The 22,625-nt window shown below is 29.6% G+C and carries 24 protein-coding genes; all 24 read left to right on the top strand.

The features are described from left to right. The first annotated feature begins 6 nt into the window (after positions 1–6). The 24 genes from recN to BUA21_RS08610 all read left to right on the top strand — a co-directional run bounded on the left by recN (position 7) and on the right by BUA21_RS08610 (position 22,602). Complete coding sequence (gene recN, locus BUA21_RS08725; RefSeq protein WP_072744437.1) at positions 7–1,704, top strand: DNA repair protein RecN; 1,698 nt, start codon at positions 7–9, stop codon at positions 1,702–1,704. Positions 1,705–1,883: 179 nt separating this feature from the next. Then, positions 1,884–3,206 (top strand): SpoIVB peptidase, encoded by a 1,323-nt coding sequence (gene spoIVB / locus BUA21_RS08720; protein ID WP_072744436.1) that lies wholly within the window; start codon positions 1,884–1,886, stop codon positions 3,204–3,206. A 121-nt stretch (positions 3,207–3,327) separates the two neighbouring features. Next, positions 3,328–4,140, top strand: coding sequence for a sporulation transcription factor Spo0A (gene spo0A, locus BUA21_RS08715; RefSeq protein WP_072744435.1), 813 nt, complete (start codon positions 3,328–3,330; stop codon positions 4,138–4,140). A 137-nt stretch (positions 4,141–4,277) separates the two neighbouring features. After that, the gene (gene steA / locus BUA21_RS08710) at positions 4,278–5,399 is read left to right on the top strand and encodes a putative cytokinetic ring protein SteA (protein WP_072744434.1); all 1,122 of its coding nucleotides are present in this window, start codon (positions 4,278–4,280) and stop codon (positions 5,397–5,399) included. A gap of 11 nt (positions 5,400–5,410) precedes the next feature. After that, complete coding sequence (locus BUA21_RS08705; RefSeq protein WP_084604215.1) at positions 5,411–6,295, top strand: copper transporter; 885 nt, start codon at positions 5,411–5,413, stop codon at positions 6,293–6,295. Positions 6,296–6,306: 11 nt separating this feature from the next. Continuing rightward, positions 6,307–6,987, top strand: a complete 681-nt coding sequence (locus tag BUA21_RS08700) for a glycosyltransferase family 2 protein (protein WP_072744433.1) — start codon at positions 6,307–6,309, stop codon at positions 6,985–6,987. A gap of 4 nt (positions 6,988–6,991) precedes the next feature. Then, positions 6,992–7,816, top strand: coding sequence for an MraY family glycosyltransferase (locus tag BUA21_RS08695; protein WP_072744432.1), 825 nt, complete (start codon positions 6,992–6,994; stop codon positions 7,814–7,816). 12 nt (positions 7,817–7,828) lie between these two features. Continuing rightward, complete coding sequence (locus BUA21_RS08690; RefSeq protein WP_072744431.1) at positions 7,829–8,917, top strand: DUF3866 family protein; 1,089 nt, start codon at positions 7,829–7,831, stop codon at positions 8,915–8,917. Between the two features lies 1 nt (position 8,918). Then, on the top strand, positions 8,919–9,458 hold the full coding sequence (locus BUA21_RS08685; RefSeq protein WP_072744430.1) for an NUDIX hydrolase: 540 nt from the start codon (positions 8,919–8,921) through the stop codon (positions 9,456–9,458). Between the two features lie 80 nt (positions 9,459–9,538). Further along, positions 9,539–10,174, top strand: coding sequence for a stage II sporulation protein M (gene spoIIM, locus BUA21_RS08680; protein WP_072744429.1), 636 nt, complete (start codon positions 9,539–9,541; stop codon positions 10,172–10,174). 91 nt (positions 10,175–10,265) lie between these two features. Next, positions 10,266–11,156, top strand: coding sequence for a site-specific tyrosine recombinase XerD (gene xerD, locus BUA21_RS08675; RefSeq protein WP_072744428.1), 891 nt, complete (start codon positions 10,266–10,268; stop codon positions 11,154–11,156). 10 nt (positions 11,157–11,166) lie between these two features. Then, a complete protein-coding gene (locus BUA21_RS08670) occupies positions 11,167–11,988 on the top strand; it encodes a purine-nucleoside phosphorylase (RefSeq protein ID WP_072744427.1) in 822 nt (273 codons plus the stop codon). A 10-nt stretch (positions 11,989–11,998) separates the two neighbouring features. Then, positions 11,999–13,330, top strand: a complete 1,332-nt coding sequence (locus BUA21_RS08665) for a pyrimidine-nucleoside phosphorylase (RefSeq protein ID WP_233242608.1) — start codon at positions 11,999–12,001, stop codon at positions 13,328–13,330. Between the two features lie 118 nt (positions 13,331–13,448). Next, complete coding sequence (locus BUA21_RS08660; RefSeq protein ID WP_233242609.1) at positions 13,449–14,618, top strand: D-alanyl-D-alanine carboxypeptidase family protein; 1,170 nt, start codon at positions 13,449–13,451, stop codon at positions 14,616–14,618. Positions 14,619–14,711: 93 nt separating this feature from the next. Continuing rightward, the gene (locus BUA21_RS08655) at positions 14,712–15,305 is read left to right on the top strand and encodes a site-2 protease family protein (protein WP_072744426.1); all 594 of its coding nucleotides are present in this window, start codon (positions 14,712–14,714) and stop codon (positions 15,303–15,305) included. Between the two features lie 10 nt (positions 15,306–15,315). Beyond that, positions 15,316–16,053 (top strand): segregation and condensation protein A, encoded by a 738-nt coding sequence (locus BUA21_RS08650; RefSeq protein WP_072744425.1) that lies wholly within the window; start codon positions 15,316–15,318, stop codon positions 16,051–16,053. A gap of 19 nt (positions 16,054–16,072) precedes the next feature. Then, positions 16,073–16,609 (top strand): SMC-Scp complex subunit ScpB, encoded by a 537-nt coding sequence (gene scpB / locus BUA21_RS08645; RefSeq protein ID WP_072744424.1) that lies wholly within the window; start codon positions 16,073–16,075, stop codon positions 16,607–16,609. Positions 16,610–16,682: 73 nt separating this feature from the next. Then, positions 16,683–17,291, top strand: a complete 609-nt coding sequence (locus BUA21_RS08640; protein WP_072744423.1) for a DUF2953 domain-containing protein — start codon at positions 16,683–16,685, stop codon at positions 17,289–17,291. Beyond that, on the top strand, positions 17,272–17,682 hold the full coding sequence (ytfJ, locus tag BUA21_RS08635; protein WP_234973698.1) for a GerW family sporulation protein: 411 nt from the start codon (positions 17,272–17,274) through the stop codon (positions 17,680–17,682). The genes BUA21_RS08640 and ytfJ overlap by 20 nt, the downstream gene beginning before the upstream one ends. Before the next feature lie 51 nt (positions 17,683–17,733). Next, positions 17,734–18,828, top strand: coding sequence for a D-alanyl-D-alanine carboxypeptidase family protein (locus BUA21_RS08630; RefSeq protein WP_072744421.1), 1,095 nt, complete (start codon positions 17,734–17,736; stop codon positions 18,826–18,828). 84 nt (positions 18,829–18,912) lie between these two features. Continuing rightward, positions 18,913–19,851 carry a sulfide/dihydroorotate dehydrogenase-like FAD/NAD-binding protein gene (locus BUA21_RS08625; protein ID WP_072744420.1) on the top strand — a complete coding sequence of 313 codons (939 nt, stop codon included), beginning with the start codon at positions 18,913–18,915 and terminating at the stop codon, positions 19,849–19,851. Between the two features lie 10 nt (positions 19,852–19,861). Next, entirely contained in the window at positions 19,862–21,142 is a 1,281-nt protein-coding gene (locus BUA21_RS15100) for an FAD-dependent oxidoreductase (RefSeq protein ID WP_132996142.1), read from the top strand. A gap of 26 nt (positions 21,143–21,168) precedes the next feature. After that, positions 21,169–21,876: a pseudouridine synthase gene (locus tag BUA21_RS08615; protein WP_072744418.1), complete on the top strand. Its 708-nt coding sequence runs from the start codon at positions 21,169–21,171 to the stop codon at positions 21,874–21,876. Between the two features lie 156 nt (positions 21,877–22,032). Next, on the top strand, positions 22,033–22,602 hold the full coding sequence (locus tag BUA21_RS08610; protein WP_072744417.1) for a tRNA (mnm(5)s(2)U34)-methyltransferase: 570 nt from the start codon (positions 22,033–22,035) through the stop codon (positions 22,600–22,602). Positions 22,603–22,625 lie beyond the last annotated feature (23 nt).

The raw sequence follows: 22,625 nt of genomic DNA, 5'->3' as shown, positions 1-22,625 counted from the left end.
ATTAATATGCTTGTTGAGTTAAATATTGAAAACTTTGCTGTCGCTGAAAAATTGCATATAAATTTTTCAAAAGGTTTCAATGTATTGACTGGAGAAACAGGGGCTGGAAAATCAGTAATAGTAGATGCCATTGGTATGATTTTAGGCGGAAGAGCAAACAAAGATTTGATTCGTACGGGATGTGACAAGGCTATATTAGAAGGCCTTTTTTATTTGGAAAAATCTAGTGAAATTAATAAAATTTTAGATGAATACGGCATAGAAAATGAAAAAAATGACTATCTATTAATTACTAGGGAGATATATTCAACTGGCAGAAGCATATCGAGAATAAATGGCAGAACAGTAACTCTTGGAATGCTTAACAATGTGACGAAATATTTAATTGATATACATGGGCAACACGAACATCAATCTTTATTAAATTCAGAAAATCATATACATATCATTGATTCTTTTGGAGATGATAATTTTAGGACTTTAAAGGAAGATATATATATATATTATAATGAACTTGTATTTCAAAGAAAAAAGTTAAAAGATTTGTCCATGGATGAAATAGAAAAAGACAGAGAAATTGATTTGTTAAAATATCAAATAGAAGAGATTGACAATGCTAAGCTATCAAAAGAAGAAGAGGAAGAAATTGCAAAAGAATATGACAAATTGTCAAATATAAAAGAAATAGAGTTAAATATCAGTGAAGCATTAAATATTCTTCAATCCAAAGAATATGAAGGATTTTCTATAATTGATGCTATAAATAAAGTTATTTCATTAATTGGTGGAATTAAAAACTTTGACATTGAAATAAAAAAATATTATGAAAGTTTTACAAATATAGGTTTTGAGTTGCAGGATTTATCTGGAGATTTAAGATATTATTTAGATAATATTGCTGTAGATGAAGAAAGATTGGTTTTTTTAGAAGAAAGATTGGATACTATAAATAAATTAAAAAAGAAGTATGGAAACAATATTGATGAAATAATTGCATATAGAAATGGTATATATGAAAAATTTCAGATATTGTTGAATAATGAAAAAGAAATCAGTCAAATTAAAAATGAAATAGAGAATATAGAAAAAATGTTAGAGGTTAAATGTGAAGAATTATCTAATAAAAGAAAAGAAATAGCATCAATTCTTGAAGAATCTCTTTCAGGAGAATTGAAACAACTTAATATGAGCAATGTATTATTTAAAGTGAGCTTTAAAAAATACAATCATTTTACACCGGAAGGTTTTGATAATGTAGAATTTTTGATATCAACAAATCCAGGAGAAGATTTAAAGCCATTGTCCAAGATAGTATCTGGAGGAGAAATGTCTAGGATAATGTTAGCTTTTAAATCTATACTTGCAGAATATGATAAGATACCATGTCTTATTTTTGATGAAATTGATACAGGGATTAGTGGTAGAACTGCTCAAGTTGTTGGGGAAAAGATTGTCAATATTTCAAAAGAACATCAAATTATTTGTGTTTCACATTTGCCTCAAATAGCTGCATTGGCTGATACTCATTTTTCAATTTACAAAAATATACATGGCAGTAGAACTGTTACTCAAATAAAGAAATTATCTTTTGAAGAAAGAATCGAAGAATTGTCAAGACTTCTTGGAGGTGTTAACTTGACAGATACAACTAAAATGCATGCCAAAGAAATGTTGGATTTGGCTACAAAAATAAAAAATGGTTAAAACACTTTATACTTAAGTATAAAGTGTTTTTTCATTATAAAGGCAAAATTTATTTTACTTTACATAATCATTAATAATTACTGAGAATAAATATGCGAGAAAAAGGCTAAATTATATTTGCAAATAATATTTTTTGGAGGTGAGTATGAAAAAGGGGAAAATTGGGAGAGTGATATTACTTGCAAAAGTATTCAAGATATAAACAACAGTTATCTATAATCTTGATGATTGTGATTGCTTTTTATTTGTTTCAATTTTGTTTTTTTAATTATTATCCTGACAGAATTAATATTGTGAAAGGAGATAAAAAAGCTTTTGATGTATTTTTCCCTTTTACAGTAAAGATTTTGCAAGATAATAACATTGTAAATTGTGGACCTTGTAGCAAAAATACCTTGTCGTTAAAAAAGTCTTATGAATTTAATACCATTCAATCTGGCATAGCAAAAATGCAGCTTAAATTGCTTGGAATAATTCCTGTAAGGGATATTGAAGTAAATGTATTAGAAAGAGTCTATTTGACGCCTGGAGGAAATTCTATTGGCGTTAGATTGAATACTAGAGGGGTTTTAGTAGTAGCAGTAACAGATGTTATAGGAGTTGATGGCAAAAGATATAATCCTGCCAAGGATGGAGGAATAAAAGTCGGAGACAGTATATTGGAGATTGATGGAGAAAAAGTAAAAGATGCAGAACATGTTGTAGAACTTTTAAATAGTATAAAAAAGGAAACTATAGATATAGTTATTGAAAGAAATAATGTTCAATTTACTACTCAGGTAAGACCAAGAAAGAGTGTTCAGGATAACTGTTATAGATTGGGTATATGGGTGAGAGATAAAACAGCTGGTATAGGTACTTTAACTTTTTATGATGAGAATACAGGAATTTTTGGAGCTCTAGGTCATGGGATTACAGATATAGATACAGGGGAATTGTTAAAAATAGAAAATGGTAAAATAATGAGTGCAAGAATATCTGAAATTGAACAAGGAAGTAAAGGAAGTCCTGGAGAGATAAAAGGAGCCTTTTATGAGACTCAGGATGCCTTAGGAGATATAACAAGTAATACTGAGTTTGGAATATATGGGAAACTATATAAAAAGAATTTAGATAATAACAAATCAAAGCCTCTACCTGTGGGATTCCAAGAAGAAGTTAAAGAGGGGAAGGCTTATATTTTAACTACTATTAATGATAATAAAGTACAAAAATATGAAATTGAAATAGTTAAAGCACAAAATCAACCTTTTCCAGAACAAAAAAGTATGATAATAAGAATCACAGATAAAAAATTATTGCAAAAAACCGGTGGCATTGTCCAAGGAATGAGTGGAAGTCCTATAATACAAGATGGAAAATTAATAGGGGCTGTAACCCATGTATTTGTCAATGATCCTACAAAAGGGTATGGAATATATATAGATTGGATGCTGGAACAGGCAGATTTTAATTACAAAACAAAAAGTGAATTTGCACAAACAAAAAAAGATAGGTTTTAATTTATTAAAACCTATCTTTTTTCAAAAATGTAGATAAAAAATGGAAAACTAGAAGGAAATAAAAATTCTTTGTCGAATAAATAAAAGTATACTATAGAATACATACAGGGGGGTAATTATTTTGGAGAAAATTAAAATACTCGTTGCAGATGACAACAAAGAATTTTGTGATATTTTAAATGAATATCTAGAAAAACAAGAGGATTTTGAAGTTTTAGGATTTGCAAAGGATGGGTTAGAAGCACTAGACATGATACCAGAAATAAAACCAGATGTTTTGATATTAGATATTATTATGCCACATTTAGATGGATTAGGGGTATTAGAACGTATAAATACTATGAGATTGGATAAGTATCCCAAAATTGTAGTGTTGTCAGCTGTAGGACAAGATAGAGTTACTCAAAAAGCTATAGAACTAGGAGCTGATTATTATGTAGTTAAACCTTTTGATTTTGATATTTTTATTAAAAGACTAAGGGAAATTTCGGACATTCCTACTAAGAAGAGCTATTCTAAAAAATATATAGACATTCCAAAAGAAACTGTAAAAGCTATTGACAGTAGTATGAACATGGAAGCTAAAATAACTAATATTATTCATGAAATTGGTGTTCCAGCTCATATAAAAGGATATTTATATTTACGAGAAGCTATTACAATGGTTGTAGAAAATGTTGAGTTGCTTGGTGCAGTGACAAAAGAATTATATCCATCTATAGCAGAAAAATATAACACTACACCAAGCAGAGTAGAAAGAGCTATTAGACATGCTATAGAAGTAGCTTGGAGTAGAGGAAAGGTTGAAACTATTAATAGCATATTTGGCTACACTGTTCATACTGGCAAAGGGAAGCCCACCAATTCAGAATTTATTGCGATGGTAGCTGATAAATTAAGATTAGAACAGGAAATGGCAGAAAATAAAATGTAAAATATAGTCTCATGAATAGTTACTATTCATGAGACTATATTTTTATGCTATAATAAAATAGAAAGATTATATAGTCAAATTGGATTATTTATTTATATAGGGAAATACTATATAAATAATAGATTTGGAGGATTAAGATGTATTTAAAAGGCAAAGTTAAAAAAGATAAACGAACGAAAAACCTCATTAAAAGGTTAAAGCCAGGGGATATAGCCTTAATTTCACATAAAGATTTAGATGAAATTGCAGCTAATTCGCTAGTTGAGTCAAAAATTAAGTGTATAATAAATACTGAAAAAACTATAAGTGGACGATATCCAAATCAAGGGCCTTCTATTTTAGTGGAAGCCGGTGTTCCAATTTTTGAAGTTTGTGATACTGATTTATTTGAATCAATCAAAGAAGGGGAAACAATAGAAATATCTGACGATGCAATAATTAAGGATGGGGAAGTTATATGTAAATGTGAATTACTCGACAGCAAAAAAATTGAGTATTTACTAGGAATTGGATATGAAAACTTTGAAAAAGAATTAGATAGATTTATTGAAAATACTTTAGAATATGCAAAAAAAGAGAAGGGACTTGTGACTGGAAAAGTTCCAATTCCTAAAGTTAAAACCAAGATGAACAATAGACATGTATTGGTGGTAGTTAGGGGAAAAGACTATAAGAGAGATTTGGAAACAGTTCAAGCTTATATACATGAAGTACATCCAGTTTTAATTGGAGTTGATGGTGGAGGGGATGCACTTTTAGAATTTGGCTATATCCCAGATATGGTCATTGGAGATATGGATAGCATTAGTGATAGATGCTTGAAAATGAGTAAAGAAATAGTAGTTCATGCGTACACGAATGGAGAAGCGCCTGGACTTGAAAGAGTAGAAAAATTGGGTTTAAATGCTGTTATTTTTCCTTCTCCAGGTACCAGCGAGGATATAGCATTACTGCTTGCTTATGCTAATAATGCTGATTTAATCGTTGCCGTAGGGACTCATAACAATATGATAGATTTTTTAGAAAAAGGTAGAAATGGGATGGCAAGTACTTTTTTAGTTAGATTAAAAGTTGGCTCTAAATTGGTAGATGCAAAAGGAGTCAATAAGCTTTATAAAAGTCATTTGAAATTGAGACATGTAATAGGGCTTGGCATTGCCGCGTTAATTCCAATCATAGTTATTACGATGATGTTTCCTCCTATGAAAGAATTAATGCAACTTATCAAGATAAGACTTAAAATAATGTTTGGAGTATAGGAGGCGATATTTTGATTCCTAATATGAAATTTTATGTGATATCTATTGTTTCAATATTTTTGGCATTAGCTATAGGAATTTATATTGGATTTTCATTGGATGCAAATGAAGTTATAGTGGATCAAAGAGATGATTTGGTCACAAAGTTAGAAGAAAAATTTGACTATTTAAAAGAGGAAAATCAAAATTTAAAAGGTGAAGTGGATACTTTAGAATTGGAAAATTCTCAGTATGCAAATTTTAGTGAAGTGATTTATCCTGAAATCATAAAGAACAGGTTATCAGGTCTAAAAGTAGCTATAATTGAAACTAATGATGAATATATTTATTCAGGAATAGGCAAAACCCTAGGTATGGCTGGGGCAGATGTGGTTAGTATTGTGACAATAAAGGACAAGTTTTTAAATGAAGAATTATTAAAAGAAATATATTTAAATGGAGAAAAAAATGTAGAAATAAAAGAAAGTATAATTGATAAAGGTGTAGAGGATTTAACTAATGCAATTATATCTGGAGATAATGAAGACATTATACAATTATATAGAGAATACGGATTAATAAATATAGTTGGTAATGCAGACGAACCTGTGGATTATATTGTCATAGCAGGTGGAAGTGAAAAAGAAGATTTTGATAGAATAAATTATTTAGATAGAAAGATAGTAGAGGTCAGCAAAAAATTAGAAACACCTATTATTGGGATAGAAAAAACTAAAGTTAATTTTTCTTATATTAGTGAGTATAAAAACTATAGAATATCTACTGTAGATAATGTGGATACTGTCATTGGAAAGGTTGCTTTAATTATGGCTATGGAAGGTAGACCAGGATATTACGGTGTAAAGCCTAGTGCAGAAAGTTTAATTCCCAATCCAAGTGAAGCCATTTTAGAGTGAGGAGAGATAATATGAATTATAGTGGAAGAGTTGTAGCTGTAATACCTGTATACAATGAAGAAGATACAATATTAGATACAATAGAAAAATTAAAAGAAATAGATATTATTGATGAATTGATAGTAGTAGATGATGGTTCTACTGACAATACTTTAGAAGTATTAGATAAATTAGATATAGGCATTATAAAACTAGACAAAAATAAAGGCAAGGGATATGCTATTAAAAAAGCGATAAGTGAAATTGAATTTGATTATTTAGTTTTAGTAGATGGGGATTTAGGCAAAACTAGCGTTGAAATTGGAAAACTCATATATCCTGTAATTAATAATGAAGCAGATATAACTATTGCCAAATTTCCTAAAGCATTAAAAAAAGGTGGTTTTGGATTTGTAAAGGATTTAGCAAAAAATGGTGTATATATGTATACAGGTGAAAAATTGGATACTACACTTTCTGGACAAAGAGTATATAAAAAAGATGTTATAAATAGCATCCACTATATTCCTGATAGATATGGCATAGAGGTTGCCATGACTGTGGGAGCCTTAAGAAATGGGTTTTCTATTAAAGAAGTGGAAGTAAATATGAGACATAGAGAAACGGGAAGAACATTTAAAGACTTTGTTCATAGAGGTAAACAGTTTTTTGACATTTTAGGTACGCTTATAGTATTGTTTTTTAGAAGGTGAGTTTATGGAAGTTTATAAAATTAGTATTTTGAGTTTTTTTATTAGCATGATACTTAGTATTATAGGGATACCATTTTTGTTAAATATGCTAAAAGATAATAATTGTTTATGTATTAATTATAAAAATGAAGAGATACCTTCAAGTATGGGTTTGTTATTTATTATTGTACAGACTATCACTTTAAGCTTAATGAATTTGTTTATAGCAGAAGATTTGAGGCATTATGTGTTGATTTACTTGGTTGCATTTATTCTTGTTGGTCTAGTTGGACTTTTAGATGATTTGGTGGGAGATAAAAATGTTAAAGGATTTAAAGGACATATAAAATCTCTATTAAAGGGTAAATTAACTACAGGAGGACTTAAAGCAAGTGTAGGATTTTTAGTTGCTTTAATAATTTCTCTTTATATTTCTAATAGTATAATAGAAACAATAATAAACACATTGCTTATTTCGTTGTTTACCAATCTTATAAATCTCTTCGATTTGAGACCAGGAAGGGCTTCCAAGGTATTTATACTTGTTTCCATAATTCTATTGATTACTTCTTGGTGCGATGATTTGAGCATTTTGTTATTTTCTTTTTTCGGCATATTGTTTAGGTATTTACCTATAGATTTAAAAGCCAATGCTATGATGGGTGATGTAGGTTCAAATTCTCTAGGAATAACTTTAGGTGCTTATTGTGCAATTACTCATGATTTAAAAATAAAGATAATTTATTTAGTCGTTTTAATTGCAGTTCAGATGCTTTCAGAGTTTGTTTCATTTTCAAAGATAATTGAAAAAAATAAGTTTTTAAGATATATTGATAATTTGGGAAGATAGGAGGTTTTTAAGCTGATTAGCTATAGAAAAGGAATTGTTAATAGTATTTTAAGAGAAGATGAAAATACTACTTGGGTTGAAGTAAATATAGATGGCGATTTATCTAAAGCTATCAATTATAATGATTTAACTGGTCCTGTAGATATTGGAGATGAGTTGATATTAAATACAACTGCAGTAGAATTGTCTTTGGGAACTGGGGGATATCATTTTGTTATCTTCAATTATAGCAATAAAGATAAAGAACTTGAAGGCAAAGGTCATATAATGAAACTTAGATATACCCCATTTCAGCTAAAATGTTTGACAGCGGAAGAGGAAGACAGTCCTTATCATGAATTGTTTAATGAATTTACTGGCTTAAATGGAAGTGTTTTTATTGTAGGGACATTGCATAGTATGTTAGCTCCTCTTGCAAGTATGCTTAAGTGGTTTAAACCTTCACTGAAAATAAATTATATAATGACTGATGGAGGAGCATTACCAATACAATTTAGCAATACCGTCAAATCTTTAAAAAATAAGGAAATTATAGATAGTACTATAACTATCGGAAATGCTTTTGGTGGAGATATTGAATGTGTAAATATATATTCTGGGCTTATTGCTGCTAAAAAAATATTAAACAGTGACGTAACTATAATTACAATGGGACCAGGAATTGCAGGTACTGGTACTAAATATGGATTTAGCGGTATTGAACAAGGCTATATAATAGATGCTGTAAATAATCTTGGAGGAACACCTTTTATAGCTCCTAGAATTAGTTTTAAAGACGATAGAGAGAGGCATAGAGGAATAAGTCATCACACACTAACATCTCTGTCTAAAGCTTGTAATACTAAAGGTAAATTAGTAATCCCATATTTAACTAAAGACAAAGATAATTTGATTCGAGAACAGTTAATAGCTAAAAATTTGTTTGAAAAGCATAATATTATTTATGAAGAAGGTAGTGATATTATTAAGGCATTAGACTATTTCAATTTAAATGTTTCAACTATGGGTAGAGATTTGAAGGAAGATATGGATTATTTTATTACTTTAGGTGCTGTTGCTAAAAGTACTTTTTTGTACCTTGATGGGGAGGAGGATGTTTAATATGGACTTTGAAGAGAAAACCATGAAAACCGAAAAAATATATGAGGGCAAGATGTTGAATTTACGAATAGATACAGTAGAATTACCAGATAAAAAGTATTCCAAAAGAGAAATTGTAGAACATCCAGGAGCAGTTGCAATAGTAGCATTAACTAATCAAAATGAGATTGTACTTGTAAAACAGTATAGAAAAGCTGTCGAGAGAGAATTGCTGGAAATTCCTGCTGGGAAATTAGAAATTGGAGAAGAACCTAAGGAAACTGCTATAAGGGAGTTAAAAGAAGAGACAGGTTATACTTCAAATAAACTTGAATATTTGCTAGAATTTTATACATCGCCTGGATTTTCAAATGAAAAAATTTATTTATTTTTGGCTAATGAATTGATCGAAGGCCAGGCAGAACCAGAAAAAGATGAGTATATAGAACTCGTAAAAGTTAAACTTGAAGATTTAATAGATATGATTGATAAGGGAGAAATAATTGATAGCAAAACTATAATTGGAGCTATGGTGGCACGTGATTATTTGTCTAATAAATAAATATAGCAGGTGATAATATCCTCCTTTTATGCATAGTATTTCATATAGGCTTGTATATTTAATGAAGGGAGGATATAGTTTTGCAACACAAGTTAAGGGTTTGGATATCTAAACATTTAGAAGGAAATTTTGTAGCATATTTTACTATGTTGGTATTTTTAATTATTGGCATAGTTGTTGGTGCTATAACTATAAAAATGTTGAACATTGATCAAAAAAATAAAATTTTGAGCTTTTTTAATTCTTTTTTTGTATTGATGAATGGCAATGAAATAGATAATTTGATGTTGTTTAAGGAATCTATTAAAAACAATTTTAGGACAGTACTTATAATATGGCTCACAGGAGCAATCATAATTGGGATTCCAATCATTCCAGTAATTGTAGTATTGAGAGGATTTGCTTTAGGGTTTACTGTTGGATTTTTAGTGAATGAATTTGGAGCTAAGGGATTTCTATTTTCTGTTCTTGCAATAATGCCTCAAAATTTATTTATAATACCAGGCATTATATCTATATCTTCAATAGGTATAAACTTTTCACTAAGTAATGTAAAAGGCAACAAAATAAAAAGTAATTATAACAATTTATTTTCTAATTTTATCAATTATTCTACTCTTATATTTTTGTTTTCTTTAGTGATATTTATTGGAAGTTTGGTTGAGGCATATGTAACACCAATTTTTATGAGATTAATTACCGACTATATTAACTAGATTAATTCTAAAAATAAATGAAGGATTTTAAAAACTAATGTTGAACTTAAATAGGATAAGTACTAATAGTTTTTTTAAAGGGGATATTTTTATGGATGACATAATCAATAATTTTTTTTGCTATTTAAGAGATGAAAAAGAGTTATCAAACAATACTTTAGACTCATATTTGCGGGATATAGAACAATTTAATGAATATATAAAAAAATATAGTTCGTTGGATTTATTGAATGTAAATAAAACTATTGTCATAACTTATTTAATGTATTTACAAAAAAATGGGATGGCAACATCAACTATATCTAGGAAATTGGCATCATTGAGATCTTTTTATCAATATTTGCTAAACAAAGGTATAATAAAAGAAGATCCAACATTAAATTTACACTCGCCTAGACAAGATAAAAAAATGCCGGAGATTTTAACACAAAAAGAAGTTGATCTATTGTTATCACAACCAGAGACAAATAGTTTCAAAGGAGTTCGTGATAAAGCTATGCTTGAGGTTTTATATGCTACTGGAATTAGAGTTTCTGAACTTATAGCATTAGATATAGATGATATAAATTTCGAAGTTGGCTATATTGTTTTAGATAAAGACACATCTAATGAAAGAGCAGTACCAATAGGTAATACGGCCTTGAGTTGTTTGAGGCTATATAATGAAGAATATAGATATAAGGCTTTAAAAGATGATGAAGAATTGGCATTATTTATAAATTATCATGGGAAAAGATTGACAAGGCAAGGATTTTGGAAAATAATTAAATACTATACAAGCAAAACTAATATAAATAAAAGAATAACTCCTCATACCCTTAGACATTCTTTTGCAGTTCATCTTTTACAAAATGGTGCTGATTTAAAATCAGTACAAGAAATGTTAGGTCATTCTGATATTTCTACTACTCAAATGTACTCTTTCGCAACTAGTGATAAAAAATTGCGAGAAGTATATAAAAAAACACATCCAAGAGCTTAGGAGGGATAGTATGAATTATATAGAAAAGATTGATGAAAGTGCAAAATATGTTTTATCAAAATTAAATTCAAAGCCTCAAATTGGTATAATACTCGGTTCGGGATTAGGTGATTTAGCTGAGCAAGTGGAGGATGCCGTAGTTATTGACTATAAAGATATACCTAATTTTCCCGTTTCGACGGTTGCTGGACATAAAGGTAGATTGGTTATTGGTAAATTAGAGGGCAAAAGGGTTGTTGCTATGCAGGGAAGATTTCATTTTTATGAAGGCTATCCATTAGAAGAAGTCACATTTCCAATAAGAGTTATGAAAGCTATAGGAGTAGAAACTATTATAGTAACAAATGCAGCAGGAGGAGTAAATAGGAACTTTAAACCTGGAGATTTAATGATTATCAGGGATCATATAAATTTCACAGGTAAAAATCCATTGCTTGGCAAAAATTATGATGAGTTAGGGCCAAGATTTTTAGATATGACAAATGCATATGATAAGGAATTGATAGATATTGCAAAGAAATCAGCAAATAATATTGGAGTGAATTTAAGAGAGGGCACTTATATGTGGCTTACTGGACCAACTTATGAGACACCAGCTGAGATAAACTTGGCAGAAGTTGTTGGTGCAGGAGCTGTGGGTATGTCTACAGTACCAGAGGTAATTATAGCGAGGCATGGAGGAATGAAAGTTTTAGGTATTTCTTGTATCACTAATATGGCAGCTGGTATACTAGACAAGCCATTAAATCATGAAGAAGTTATGGAAACTTCTGAAAGAGTTAAAGAGACATTTCAAAAATTAGTTAAGGAAATAGTGAAAAATATACACTAGGGGTGGTTATATGACAATGAGGATGTATGATGTCATAAAGAAAAAAAGAGATGGTGGAGAACTTTCAATGAGAGAAATTAATTTTTTTGTTGAAAATTACACAAATGGGAATATACCTGATTATCAGGTTGCGTCACTTTTAATGGCTATTTATTTCAATAAGATGAATAAAAGGGAAACATTAGATTTGACAAAAGCTATGATTAATTCTGGAGAAACCGTAGACTTATCAAATATAAAAGGTATTAAAGTAGATAAGCACAGCACTGGCGGGGTAGGAGATAAAACTACAATTGCATTGGGACCTATGGTCGCTGCTTGTGGTGTGCCTTTTGTGAAAATGTCAGGAAGAGGATTAGGACATACTGGTGGAACATTGGATAAATTGGAATCAATTAAAGACTTTAAAGTTGAATTGTCAAGAGAAGAATTTGTAAAAAATGCCAATGATATAAATATAGCTATTTGTAGTCAAACTGCCAATATTACACCGGCAGATAAAAAGTTATATTCCCTTAGAGATGTAACTGCTACAGTAGAAAATATTTCTCTAATTGCCGGTAGCATCATGAGCAAAAAGTTGGCTATTGGTTCAGATGCAATAGTTCTTGATGTAAAAGTTGGAAGTGGAGCTTTTATGAAAGATTTAGATCATGCACTTTTACTTGCGGAAGAAATGGTTGATATAGGCACGGGTTTTGGTAGAGAAACAGTTGCTCTTGTTACAAATATGGACGAACCTTTAGGATATGCAGTTGGGAATTCATTAGAAGTAAAAGAAGCAATAGATACACTTCAGGGAAATGGACCTAAAGATTTTTATGAACTTTGTTTGGCAATAGGTTCAAAATTGTTAGTTCTTGCGAAAAAGTGTTCAAATGAAGTGGAAGCCAGAGAGATGCTAATGAAAGTTGTAAATTCAGGAAAGGCTTATGCTAAATTGTTAGAACTTGTAAGATATCAATATGGGGATACTAATTATATTGAGAATCCTCAACTTTTACCTAAAGCTAATTATGTTGTTGAAGTTAAAAGCGATGTGTATGGATATATAAAGTCTATGAATGCAGAGAGTATTGGAAAATGTGCACTTATATTGGGTGCTGGTAGAGAGACTAAAGAATCACAAATAGATTTATCTGCTGGCATAGTTTTAAATAAAAAAGTTGATGATAGAGTTGAGAAAGGCGATGTACTTGCATATGTCCATGGAAATGATATGAAAAAGATTGAAGAAGTAGAAAAAAACATAAGGAGTATAATACAAATTGGAGAAAAAAATGATGAGAATAAAAAACTAGTTTATGGTGAAGTAAACAAAGATGGAACGAAGCTTCTTTAGAAGCTTCGTTTTTGTAGTGAAAAAAATTCATTTTATTACCTAAACCTCATAGATTTTGAATAAGTTAATATTTAATGGTTAATATAAGATTAAATATTAAAGATGAGGAGGTAATAAATTGATTTTCTTGCATAAAAACAAGAGATATTTCTCTGCTTTTTTAGGTATATTGATTTTATTGTCATCAATAAATATTTCATCTGCAGAGCCTGTTTTTGAGATAGATGGTAAATCTGCCATACTTATTGACTACAATTCTGGCAATATTATATATGAAAAAAATTCTCATGACAAACTTCCTCCAGCCAGTATTACTAAAATAATGGTCTTACTAATAGCGATGGAATCTTTAGAAAGAGGGACTATAAATTTAAATGATGAGGTGGTTATAAGTGGCAATGCAGCTGGAATGGGAGGTAGTCAAGTTTATTTAGAAGAAGGAGAAATACAAACTATTGAAAATTTACTTAAAGCAATTTGTCTAAGATCTGCAAATGATGCTAGTGTTGCTCTTGCCGAACATATGTCAGGAAGTGAAGAATTATTCGTAAAAAAAATGAATGAACATGCAAAAGAACTGGGAATGAATAATACAAATTTCATGAATGTAACAGGGTTGCCAAATGAAGGACATTATACAACAGCATATGATATTGGAATAATGAGCAAAGAACTTCTAAAACATCCCAAAATACATGATTGGTTGAACTTGTGGATGAGTGAAATGAAAGTTGGAAAGAATAAAGATGTTGTTCAAAGTCTTGTAAATACCAATAGATTAATAAGAGATTATGAAGGTGCCAATGGAATTAAAACAGGTTCAACTTCTGAAGCTGGTTTTTGTCTTTCTGCTTCAGCTAAAAGAGGTAATTTACAGTTGATAGCTGTAATATTGGGATGTGAGACGTCTAAAATAAGATTTAATGAAACAAAAAAATTATTAGATTATGGTTTTGCCAACTATGATTCTATAACTGTTGGAAGAAAAAATGATTTAATGGGAAAAGTTTTAGTTGAAAAAGGTAGTAGTGAAGAAGTAGAAGCAATTTTGGAAAGAGATGCATGTATTTTGTTGCCAAAAGGTTCTGAGGGAAATTTAGAAAAAGAAATTATAATATCCGAATCTATTCTGGCACCTGTTGATAATCATGAAAAATTAGGTGAATTGATAATAAAGTTCAACGGAAAAGAAATAGATAAGATAAATATAATAGCAAAAAATTCTGTAGATAAAGCCAATTTTAAGGATATGCTGAAAAAAGTATTTGACAATCTATTAAAAAAATAATAAATAATTTTATATGGAAGCTAGATGTATTTGTATTTTTCAAAAATAAATTATACAATATATCTAGCTTAATTTTGAAAGAGAGGATTGGACATGCTATACGATAAATTAATTTCCCTTCCAGGACTTTTTATTGCTATTATTTTTCATGAAGTGGCTCATGGCTATACTGCTTATAAATTAGGAGATCCTACTGCAAAAGAGGCAGGCAGACTCACATTAAATCCACTTAAACATATAGATATTGTGGGATTTATATGTATGCTCGTATTTAGATTTGGCTGGGCTAAACCAGTTCCCATTAACCCCAATTATTTCAAGAACAGAAAAAGAGATACAATATTGGTATCTTTGGCAGGGCCTTTAACTAATTTTTTAATTGCTATAATATCTGCTTTAATTATTTCTATTGGATTTATAAAAAATGATATAGTTATGGAAAGCCTAGTGATTACTTTGTGGTATAATACTATGTTGGGGGTTTTTAATTTGTTGCCTTTTCCCCCACTAGATGGTTCCAAAATTGTGGCTAGTTTACTTCCAGTTAAATATGAATATATGTTTTACAAATATGAAAAATATTTATATTTAGTATTGGTTATTTTGATAGTTACAAATACCATTGATAAGATTTTAGGACCATTAATAAATATGAGTTTAAAATTGCTTTTAAAAATTGTAAGTTAGGAGTATAAATATGGAATATAAAATAGTACTTAATGCTTTTGAAGGGCCACTGGATTTATTGTTACATCTTATAGAAAGAGCAAAAGTAGATATATATGATATTCCTATTAGCGAAATAACTGATCAGTATATGGAGTATTTAAGTCAAATGAATGAATTGGATTTGGGAGTAGCAAGTGAATTTTTAGTTATGGCTTCAACTTTGTTAGAAATCAAATCAAAGATGTTGTTACCTTCAAAGGTTGATGATAGTGCCAATCAATTAGAGATGGAAGAAATAGATCCAAGAGTAGATTTGGTCAAAAAATTGGTTGAATATAAAAAATACAAAAAAATTGCTGAAGAGCTTAAAATTCATGAAGAAATACAAAATAAAGTTTTTTATAAACCTAGGGAAGATATGAGTGATTACATAGAAGAAGAATTAGATTTAGAAGAAATGGATTTAGAGCAATTGGCAGATGTATTAAATAATGTATTGAGGAAAAGAAAAAAGAAAAATAAAAATAAAACAATTGACATAGATGAGATTCAGAGAGATGAAATCACTATTGAAGAGTCTATTGACAAATTGAAAAACTTACTTGAAAGTAAGCACAAAATTAAGTTTAGCCAACTGTTTGATGATACAACAACCCGTTCAGATATAATAGTAACTTTTTTGTCTATATTAGAGCTAGCAAAACAAAAGTATATATTAGTTAGACAATATAAGAATTTTGATGATATTATTTTGATTAAAAAGTAAATAGAAGAGGTGTTAGAATATGGATGAAAAAGAGATGAAATCTGTAATTGAAGCTTTGCTTTTTATATGGGGTGATCCCCTTTCATTAAAAGATATTTCTACCATAGTTGAATTAGATAATAAAGAAACACAAAAATTATTGCAAGAAATGATGGATGAATTTAATTTTGAGAGAAGAGGTATAAGAATAATTCAAATTGATGATAGTTATCAAATGTCAACCCGACCAGAACATTTTGAATGGATAAAAAAATTATACAATCCAAAGTCGAATAAAAATTTGTCAAATGCGGCATTAGAAACTTTATCTATAATTGCTTATAGACAGCCTATAACAAAGAGTGAAATAGAAATAATAAGAGGTGTCAGATGTGACAAGGCTATAGATACTCTTTTAGAAAAAAGCCTTATAGAAGAACAAGGAAGATTAGAAAGAACTGGTAGACCAATAATATATGGGACCACTACAGAATTTCTAAAATATTTTGGGCTAAAAAATTTAGATGATTTACCTTCCTTAGAAAAACTTGATATTGATACAGGAGAAGAAAAATAGTACATTTATTTGTATTATTTTTCTTTTTTTATGGGGACAATACAATATAGCCTTAAATGAATGAGGTGAACTTATGAAATGGATACTGCTTTTTATTTTAATTATGATTTTATTTATGCCTGTACATATACACATTTCAATAAAATGGAATAAAAAATTCAATATTAAAATTAGCTTAGTAACTTTATTTGGACTTATAAAATACAAAATTGATATTGATAAGATAAAATTATGGTATGGAAAAAAGTCTATAGGAAAAAATAAAGAAGATGAAGATAAAAAAATATTTAATATGATGAAAAAAATCAAAGAGTATTATTTAAACAATAAAAAATGGATAGATTATTTTTTAAGAAAGGCTAAAATTGAAAAAATATATTGGTTGACTAGCTTTGGATTAGGAGATGCAGCTTTGACTGGGATAAGTACTGGCATATTGTGGTCAGTTAAGAACTGGATACTGGCAATTATAACTAATAATAAAAAGGTCAAAGAAATATATATAAATATTTTCCCGAATTTTGGTTCTGACAATATAGAAAGTCAATTTAGTTGTATAATTAGCTGGAATTTTGTTTATATTATTATTGTAAGTTTATATCTACTTATTATGAAAATTAAAGGTGGTGAAAAAAATGCCAACACATCCTATTCAAGGACTTATGGAAACAACAATGAGTAGTTTAAAGGATATGGTAGATGTAAATATTATAGTCGGTGATCCAGTTCAATCTCCGGATGGATCAGTTATTATACCTGTATCAAAGGTTTCTTTTGGATTTGCTTCTGGAGGGACTGAATTTAATTCTGCAGTTAAAAAGGGTAGAAAAGAAGACAATACAGAAGAAGAAAAGTTGCCTTTTGGAGGGGGAACTGGCGCTGGTGTGACGGTCAATCCTGTAGCATTTATGATTGTAGGTAATAATCAAATGAAACTCATGCCAGTGGATGAAGGTAGCAATGCATTGAGTAATTTATTCGATTTAATGGGGAATTTGGCTACTAATTTAGCTAATAAAGACAATCAAAATGGAAATGCAAATAATACTAATATGGGTGATATAAATAGCTAAGAAGCAGAAAATTTCTGCTTCTATTATTTATCTTATAATGGAGGGAAAGTAGTGATTAAAAAAGTCATTGCAATAGCATTAATTCTAGTGTTTATAAGCTCCCTTTCTTTTGCTACTGATCCTAAGATAAATGCTGAAAGTGCAATACTTATGGATGCAAAATCAGGAAGAATTCTTTATTCATTTAATCCTTATAAGAAATTACCTATGGCCAGTACAACAAAAATAATGACAGCTCTTATAGCTATAGAAAAAGGTAATATGGAAGATATAGTGGAAATTGGCAAGGATTCAGTTGGAATAGAAGGCTCAAGTATTTATCTTTATGAAAATGAAAAAATCAGCCTAAAAGATCTTTTGTATGGATTAATGTTGAGATCTGGGAATGATGCTTCTGTAGCTATAGGAAAATATATAGGAGGAGATTTGAAAAAATTTATAAGTATGATGAATGATAGAGCAAAAGATATTGGAGCTATGAATACAAGTTTTGCCAATCCAAATGGATTAGATGCACAAAATCATTATACTACTGCTTATGATTTAGCATTAATTGCTAGAGAAGCATTAAAGTATGAAGAATTTAAAGAAATAGTTAGTACTAAAACCTATATTGCGAATAGAGATAAAAACAATTATTTTTATAATAAAAACAAAACTCTTTGGCAGTATGAAGGTGGAGATGGTGTCAAAATAGGATATACAAAAAGATCTGGCAGATGCTTGGTTTCTAGTGCTACAAGAGAAGGTATGCAACTTATTGCTGTAGTATTAAATGATGGGGACTGGTTTAATGATTGCTATAAGTTGCTGGATTATGGATTTGAGAATTATTCTTCATATATTATTTATGATATTGGTCAATTTGTAAGTAATGTAAAAGTAATAAATGGAGAATTGGATTTTTTGCCTGTAGTTGTAGATGATGTATGCGTTTTGTCATTAAAGGAAAGTGAAAAAGAAAAGATAAAATTATCTATAAAATTACCTGATGAAATACCAGCACCAATAAATATTGGCGATAAAATAGGAAAAATATCCATATACTTAGATGGTGAGCTCTTATACACTAGCAATTTAATTTCTAAAAGTAAAGTAAAAGAAATCAGCTATTTTAAGAGAATTTTGAAGGGTCTAAAGAATTAGGCTCTTTTATTTTGTCTTAAATTAGTAACATATTCTCTAAAAAATAATATTTTAGTATTAAGCGGCAAAAGAGGGGGAAAGTTTATGACAGATATATTCAAATGTGCAGATGCAGGAAGTGAATATTGTCCATGTGAGTTGGCGGGTACTTTTAATTGCATATCTTGCTCGCTATTGCAAGGGAAGGATACTTGTGACTGTGGATGGAATGGAGTATGCATATTAAATGAATACTATATGAACAATAAAAAGATAAAAGAAGGCAGAAAAACTTATAGCGCACAAAAAGCATACTGTAGGGATATGGGAAACAATTGTTTTCTTTTAAAACTTGAGACTCAAGATGAATTGGCAAAAGAATTAAATAGACCTGGCTCATATGTGTTTATTAGATCTAAAGATAAGCAAAATTATTTTGATGTACCCATGTCTGTTTTAGATGTTGAAGATGATAAGTTTATTTATATTGCTTATCAAAATACAGGTTGTAAGACAAAATCATTGAACAATTTAGATAAATTTTTAATTAGAGGACCTTATTGGAATGGAATAATAGGGTCTGTAAATTTTAATAGATTAATCAATACTAATTGTCTGGTAATATCAAAGGGTATTGGATATTCATCTATAGTCTTGCCAATTAAAGCCATGAAAAAAAATAACAACAATGTAGCACTATTTTTGGATAAAGGAAAGTTAAATGAAACATGTATTTTTGACTTTATTGACAAAGAAGATATAGAAATGTATCAAGGGGATATATTTGAAAATGGAGAATTTATTAAGAAGATAATTAAAGAGAGAAATATTGAATTAATATTTAGTGCTGGTTCAGACTTAGTTCATAAATTTATTTATGAGCTAATAAGAGAATTCAATAGCGATATTAAATTTGTGATTACAAACAACAATAGGCTCTGTTGTGGGGAAGGTGTTTGTGGGGCTTGTATCAATAGAGCTAAAAGAGGATATAAAGTGAGAATGTGCAAAGCGCAAGTAAATCCTAAAATATTTTATGTTTAGAGGTGATAAAGTGAAAAGTGTTGTTATAATAGGTGGAGGCTGGGCAGGATGTGCTGCTAGTATTGCTGCTAAAAAAGCCGGTGCAAATGTAATATTAATAGAGAGAACTGATATGCTATTGGGTTTAGGAAATGTTGGAGGTATAATGAGAAACAATGGTCGGTTTACGGCGGCAGAGGAAAATATAAATTTAGGAGCGTATGAATTATTTGAAATAACTGATAGATTTTCTAGACATGTAAATATAAATTTTCCTGGACATGAACATGCTAGCCTTTATGATGTAACTAAAATAGAGCCAGAAGTGAAAAAATTGCTTAATGATTTAGATGTGGAAATAATGACGAAAAAAAGAGCGGTAGATGTTATAATGGATATGAATAAAATAAAAGGAATAGTTCTTGATGACGAAAATGTGATTTATGGAGATGTATTTATTGAAACTACTGGCTCAACAGGTCCTATGGGAAATTGCTTGAAGTATGGCAACGGATGTTCAATGTGTATATTGAGATGTCCGACTTTTGGCCCAAGAATAAGCATTAGCCAAAAGGCAGGGATAAAAGATTTGATGGGTCAGAAAGATGATGGTACTTATGGTGCTTTTAGTGGTTCTTGTAAGTTAAATAAAGATTCTTTAAGTGAAGAAGTAAGAGCGGAATTAAATGAAAAGGGCGTAGTAGTTTTGCCAGTTCCTAAAGAAAATATAAATATGGATAAATTATCAAAGAAAGTTTGCCAGCAATATGCTTTGAGGGAGTACGCAGAAAATATTATACTATTGGATACTGGTCATGCAAAGATGATGACATCTTTTTATCCATTGGACGAATTGAGAAAAATAAAGGGATTAGAAAATGCTAGATATGAAGACCCATATTCTGGTGGTGTAGGGAATTCTGTTAGGTATTTATCTATGGCACCAAGGGAAAATACGATGAAAGTTAAAGGAATTGACAATCTTTTTTGTGGAGGAGAGAAAGCAGGATTATTTGTAGGGCATACAGAGGCAATTACTACCGGAAGTTTGGCAGGTCACAATAGTGTAAGAATGATTAAAGGAGAAAAACTTCTAGACTTACCTAGGAATTTAGCAGTTGGAGATATTATTTCATATGCAAATGAAATGCTTGAAACAGAAGAGGGAATTAGAAGAAGATATACATTTGCAGGTAGCAATTATTTTGAACGAATGAAAGATTTGAAATTGTATACAATTGATAAAGATACAGTAAGAGAAAGAGTAAAAAGTACAGAACTCTACATGGTATACGATAAAAACATTATGTGAACTAAAGTTTAAATAGGAGGAGTTTTATGAGGTTACAAAAATACATGGCTCTTTGTGGAGTGGCTTCAAGGAGAAAATCAGAAAAAATGATATTGGAAGAAAGAGTGAAAGTAAATGGAAAAGTAGTCAATGAATTAGGTACAATAGTTGATCCCAACAGAGATGTGGTAGTAGTTGATAATAAAAAGATTAAATTAGAGGAAAAGAAAATATATATTATGCTTAATAAACCAGTTGGATATGTTACTACAGTGAAAGATGAATATAATCGAAAGAAAGTGATTGATTTAATAAGGGGAATTGATGAGCGAATATATCCTATTGGAAGGCTTGATTATGATACTTCTGGTTTATTGTTTTTAACTAATGATGGAGAATTGACTTATAAATTGACTCATCCAAGTTTTGAGGTAGAAAAAATATATGTTGCAAAAGTTCAAGGAATACCTAATCACATAGAACTTGACAAATTCAGAAATGGTTTAAAAATAGATGATTATATTACATCAAAGTCCGAGATAAAAGTTCTAAAAAAATATTCAGATAGTTCTATTGTTGAAATAAAAATCCACGAAGGTAAAAATAGGCAAGTTAGAAAAATGTGCGATAAAATAAATCATCCTGTAATTGAATTAAAAAGAATAAGTATGGCTAATATTAAATTGGGAAATCTAAAAGAGGGTGAGTGGAAATATCTTAAAAATAGTGAAATAGAATATTTGAAAAAACTTTAAACTTCAGAAATTTTTCTGAAGTTTAAAGTTTTTGTTATAATCTTCTTTTACCCTTTTAATATTAAAGTTATTTTATTATAATATAGTTGGCTAGTAAATATTGGTGCTTAATTTTGTACCAATATCGAAGGAATATGAAACTTTGGAGTGGAAGAAATGAGTTATAAGTATTTTATAAATGCATTAGAAATAGCTAAAGGTATAATGGATAACACTGTTTTTCCTGGTGATACTGTGATTGATTGTACTGTAGGAAATGGGAATGATACATTATACTTAGCAAGACTTGTAGGTCTTAAAGGCAAGGTTTATGGATTTGACATACAAAAGAAAGCTTTAACTTTAACTCGAGAAAAGCTCATGAGTGAAGGGCTGTATGATAGAGTTCAACTTATTCATGATGGACATGAAAACCTTTTCGAGTATGTAGATGAAGAAATAAAATTGGGGATTTTTAATCTAGGCTATCTCCCAGGAGGAGATCATACTATTGTTACTAGATCAGATACTACAATTTTAGGTATTGAAAATTGTCTAAAAATTTTATCTAAAAATGGAATTATACTGATTATATGTTATACTGGACATGTGGGAGGATTAGAGGAAAAGAATGAATTAGAAAAATATTTTTCTATTGTAAATCAAAAAGAATGCAATGTTTTAAAGTTTCAATTTATCAATCAAATAAATAATCCGCCAGTTTTATACGGCATAGAAAAATTATAATATTAGGAGGGATTAAATTGGCA

Source organism: Sporanaerobacter acetigenes DSM 13106 (genome assembly GCF_900130025.1).
Taxonomy (GTDB): Bacteria; Bacillota; Clostridia; order Tissierellales; family Sporanaerobacteraceae; genus Sporanaerobacter; species Sporanaerobacter acetigenes.
The sequence above is the reverse complement of the archived record's forward strand: the minus strand, read 5'-3'. Positions and strand labels throughout refer to the sequence as shown.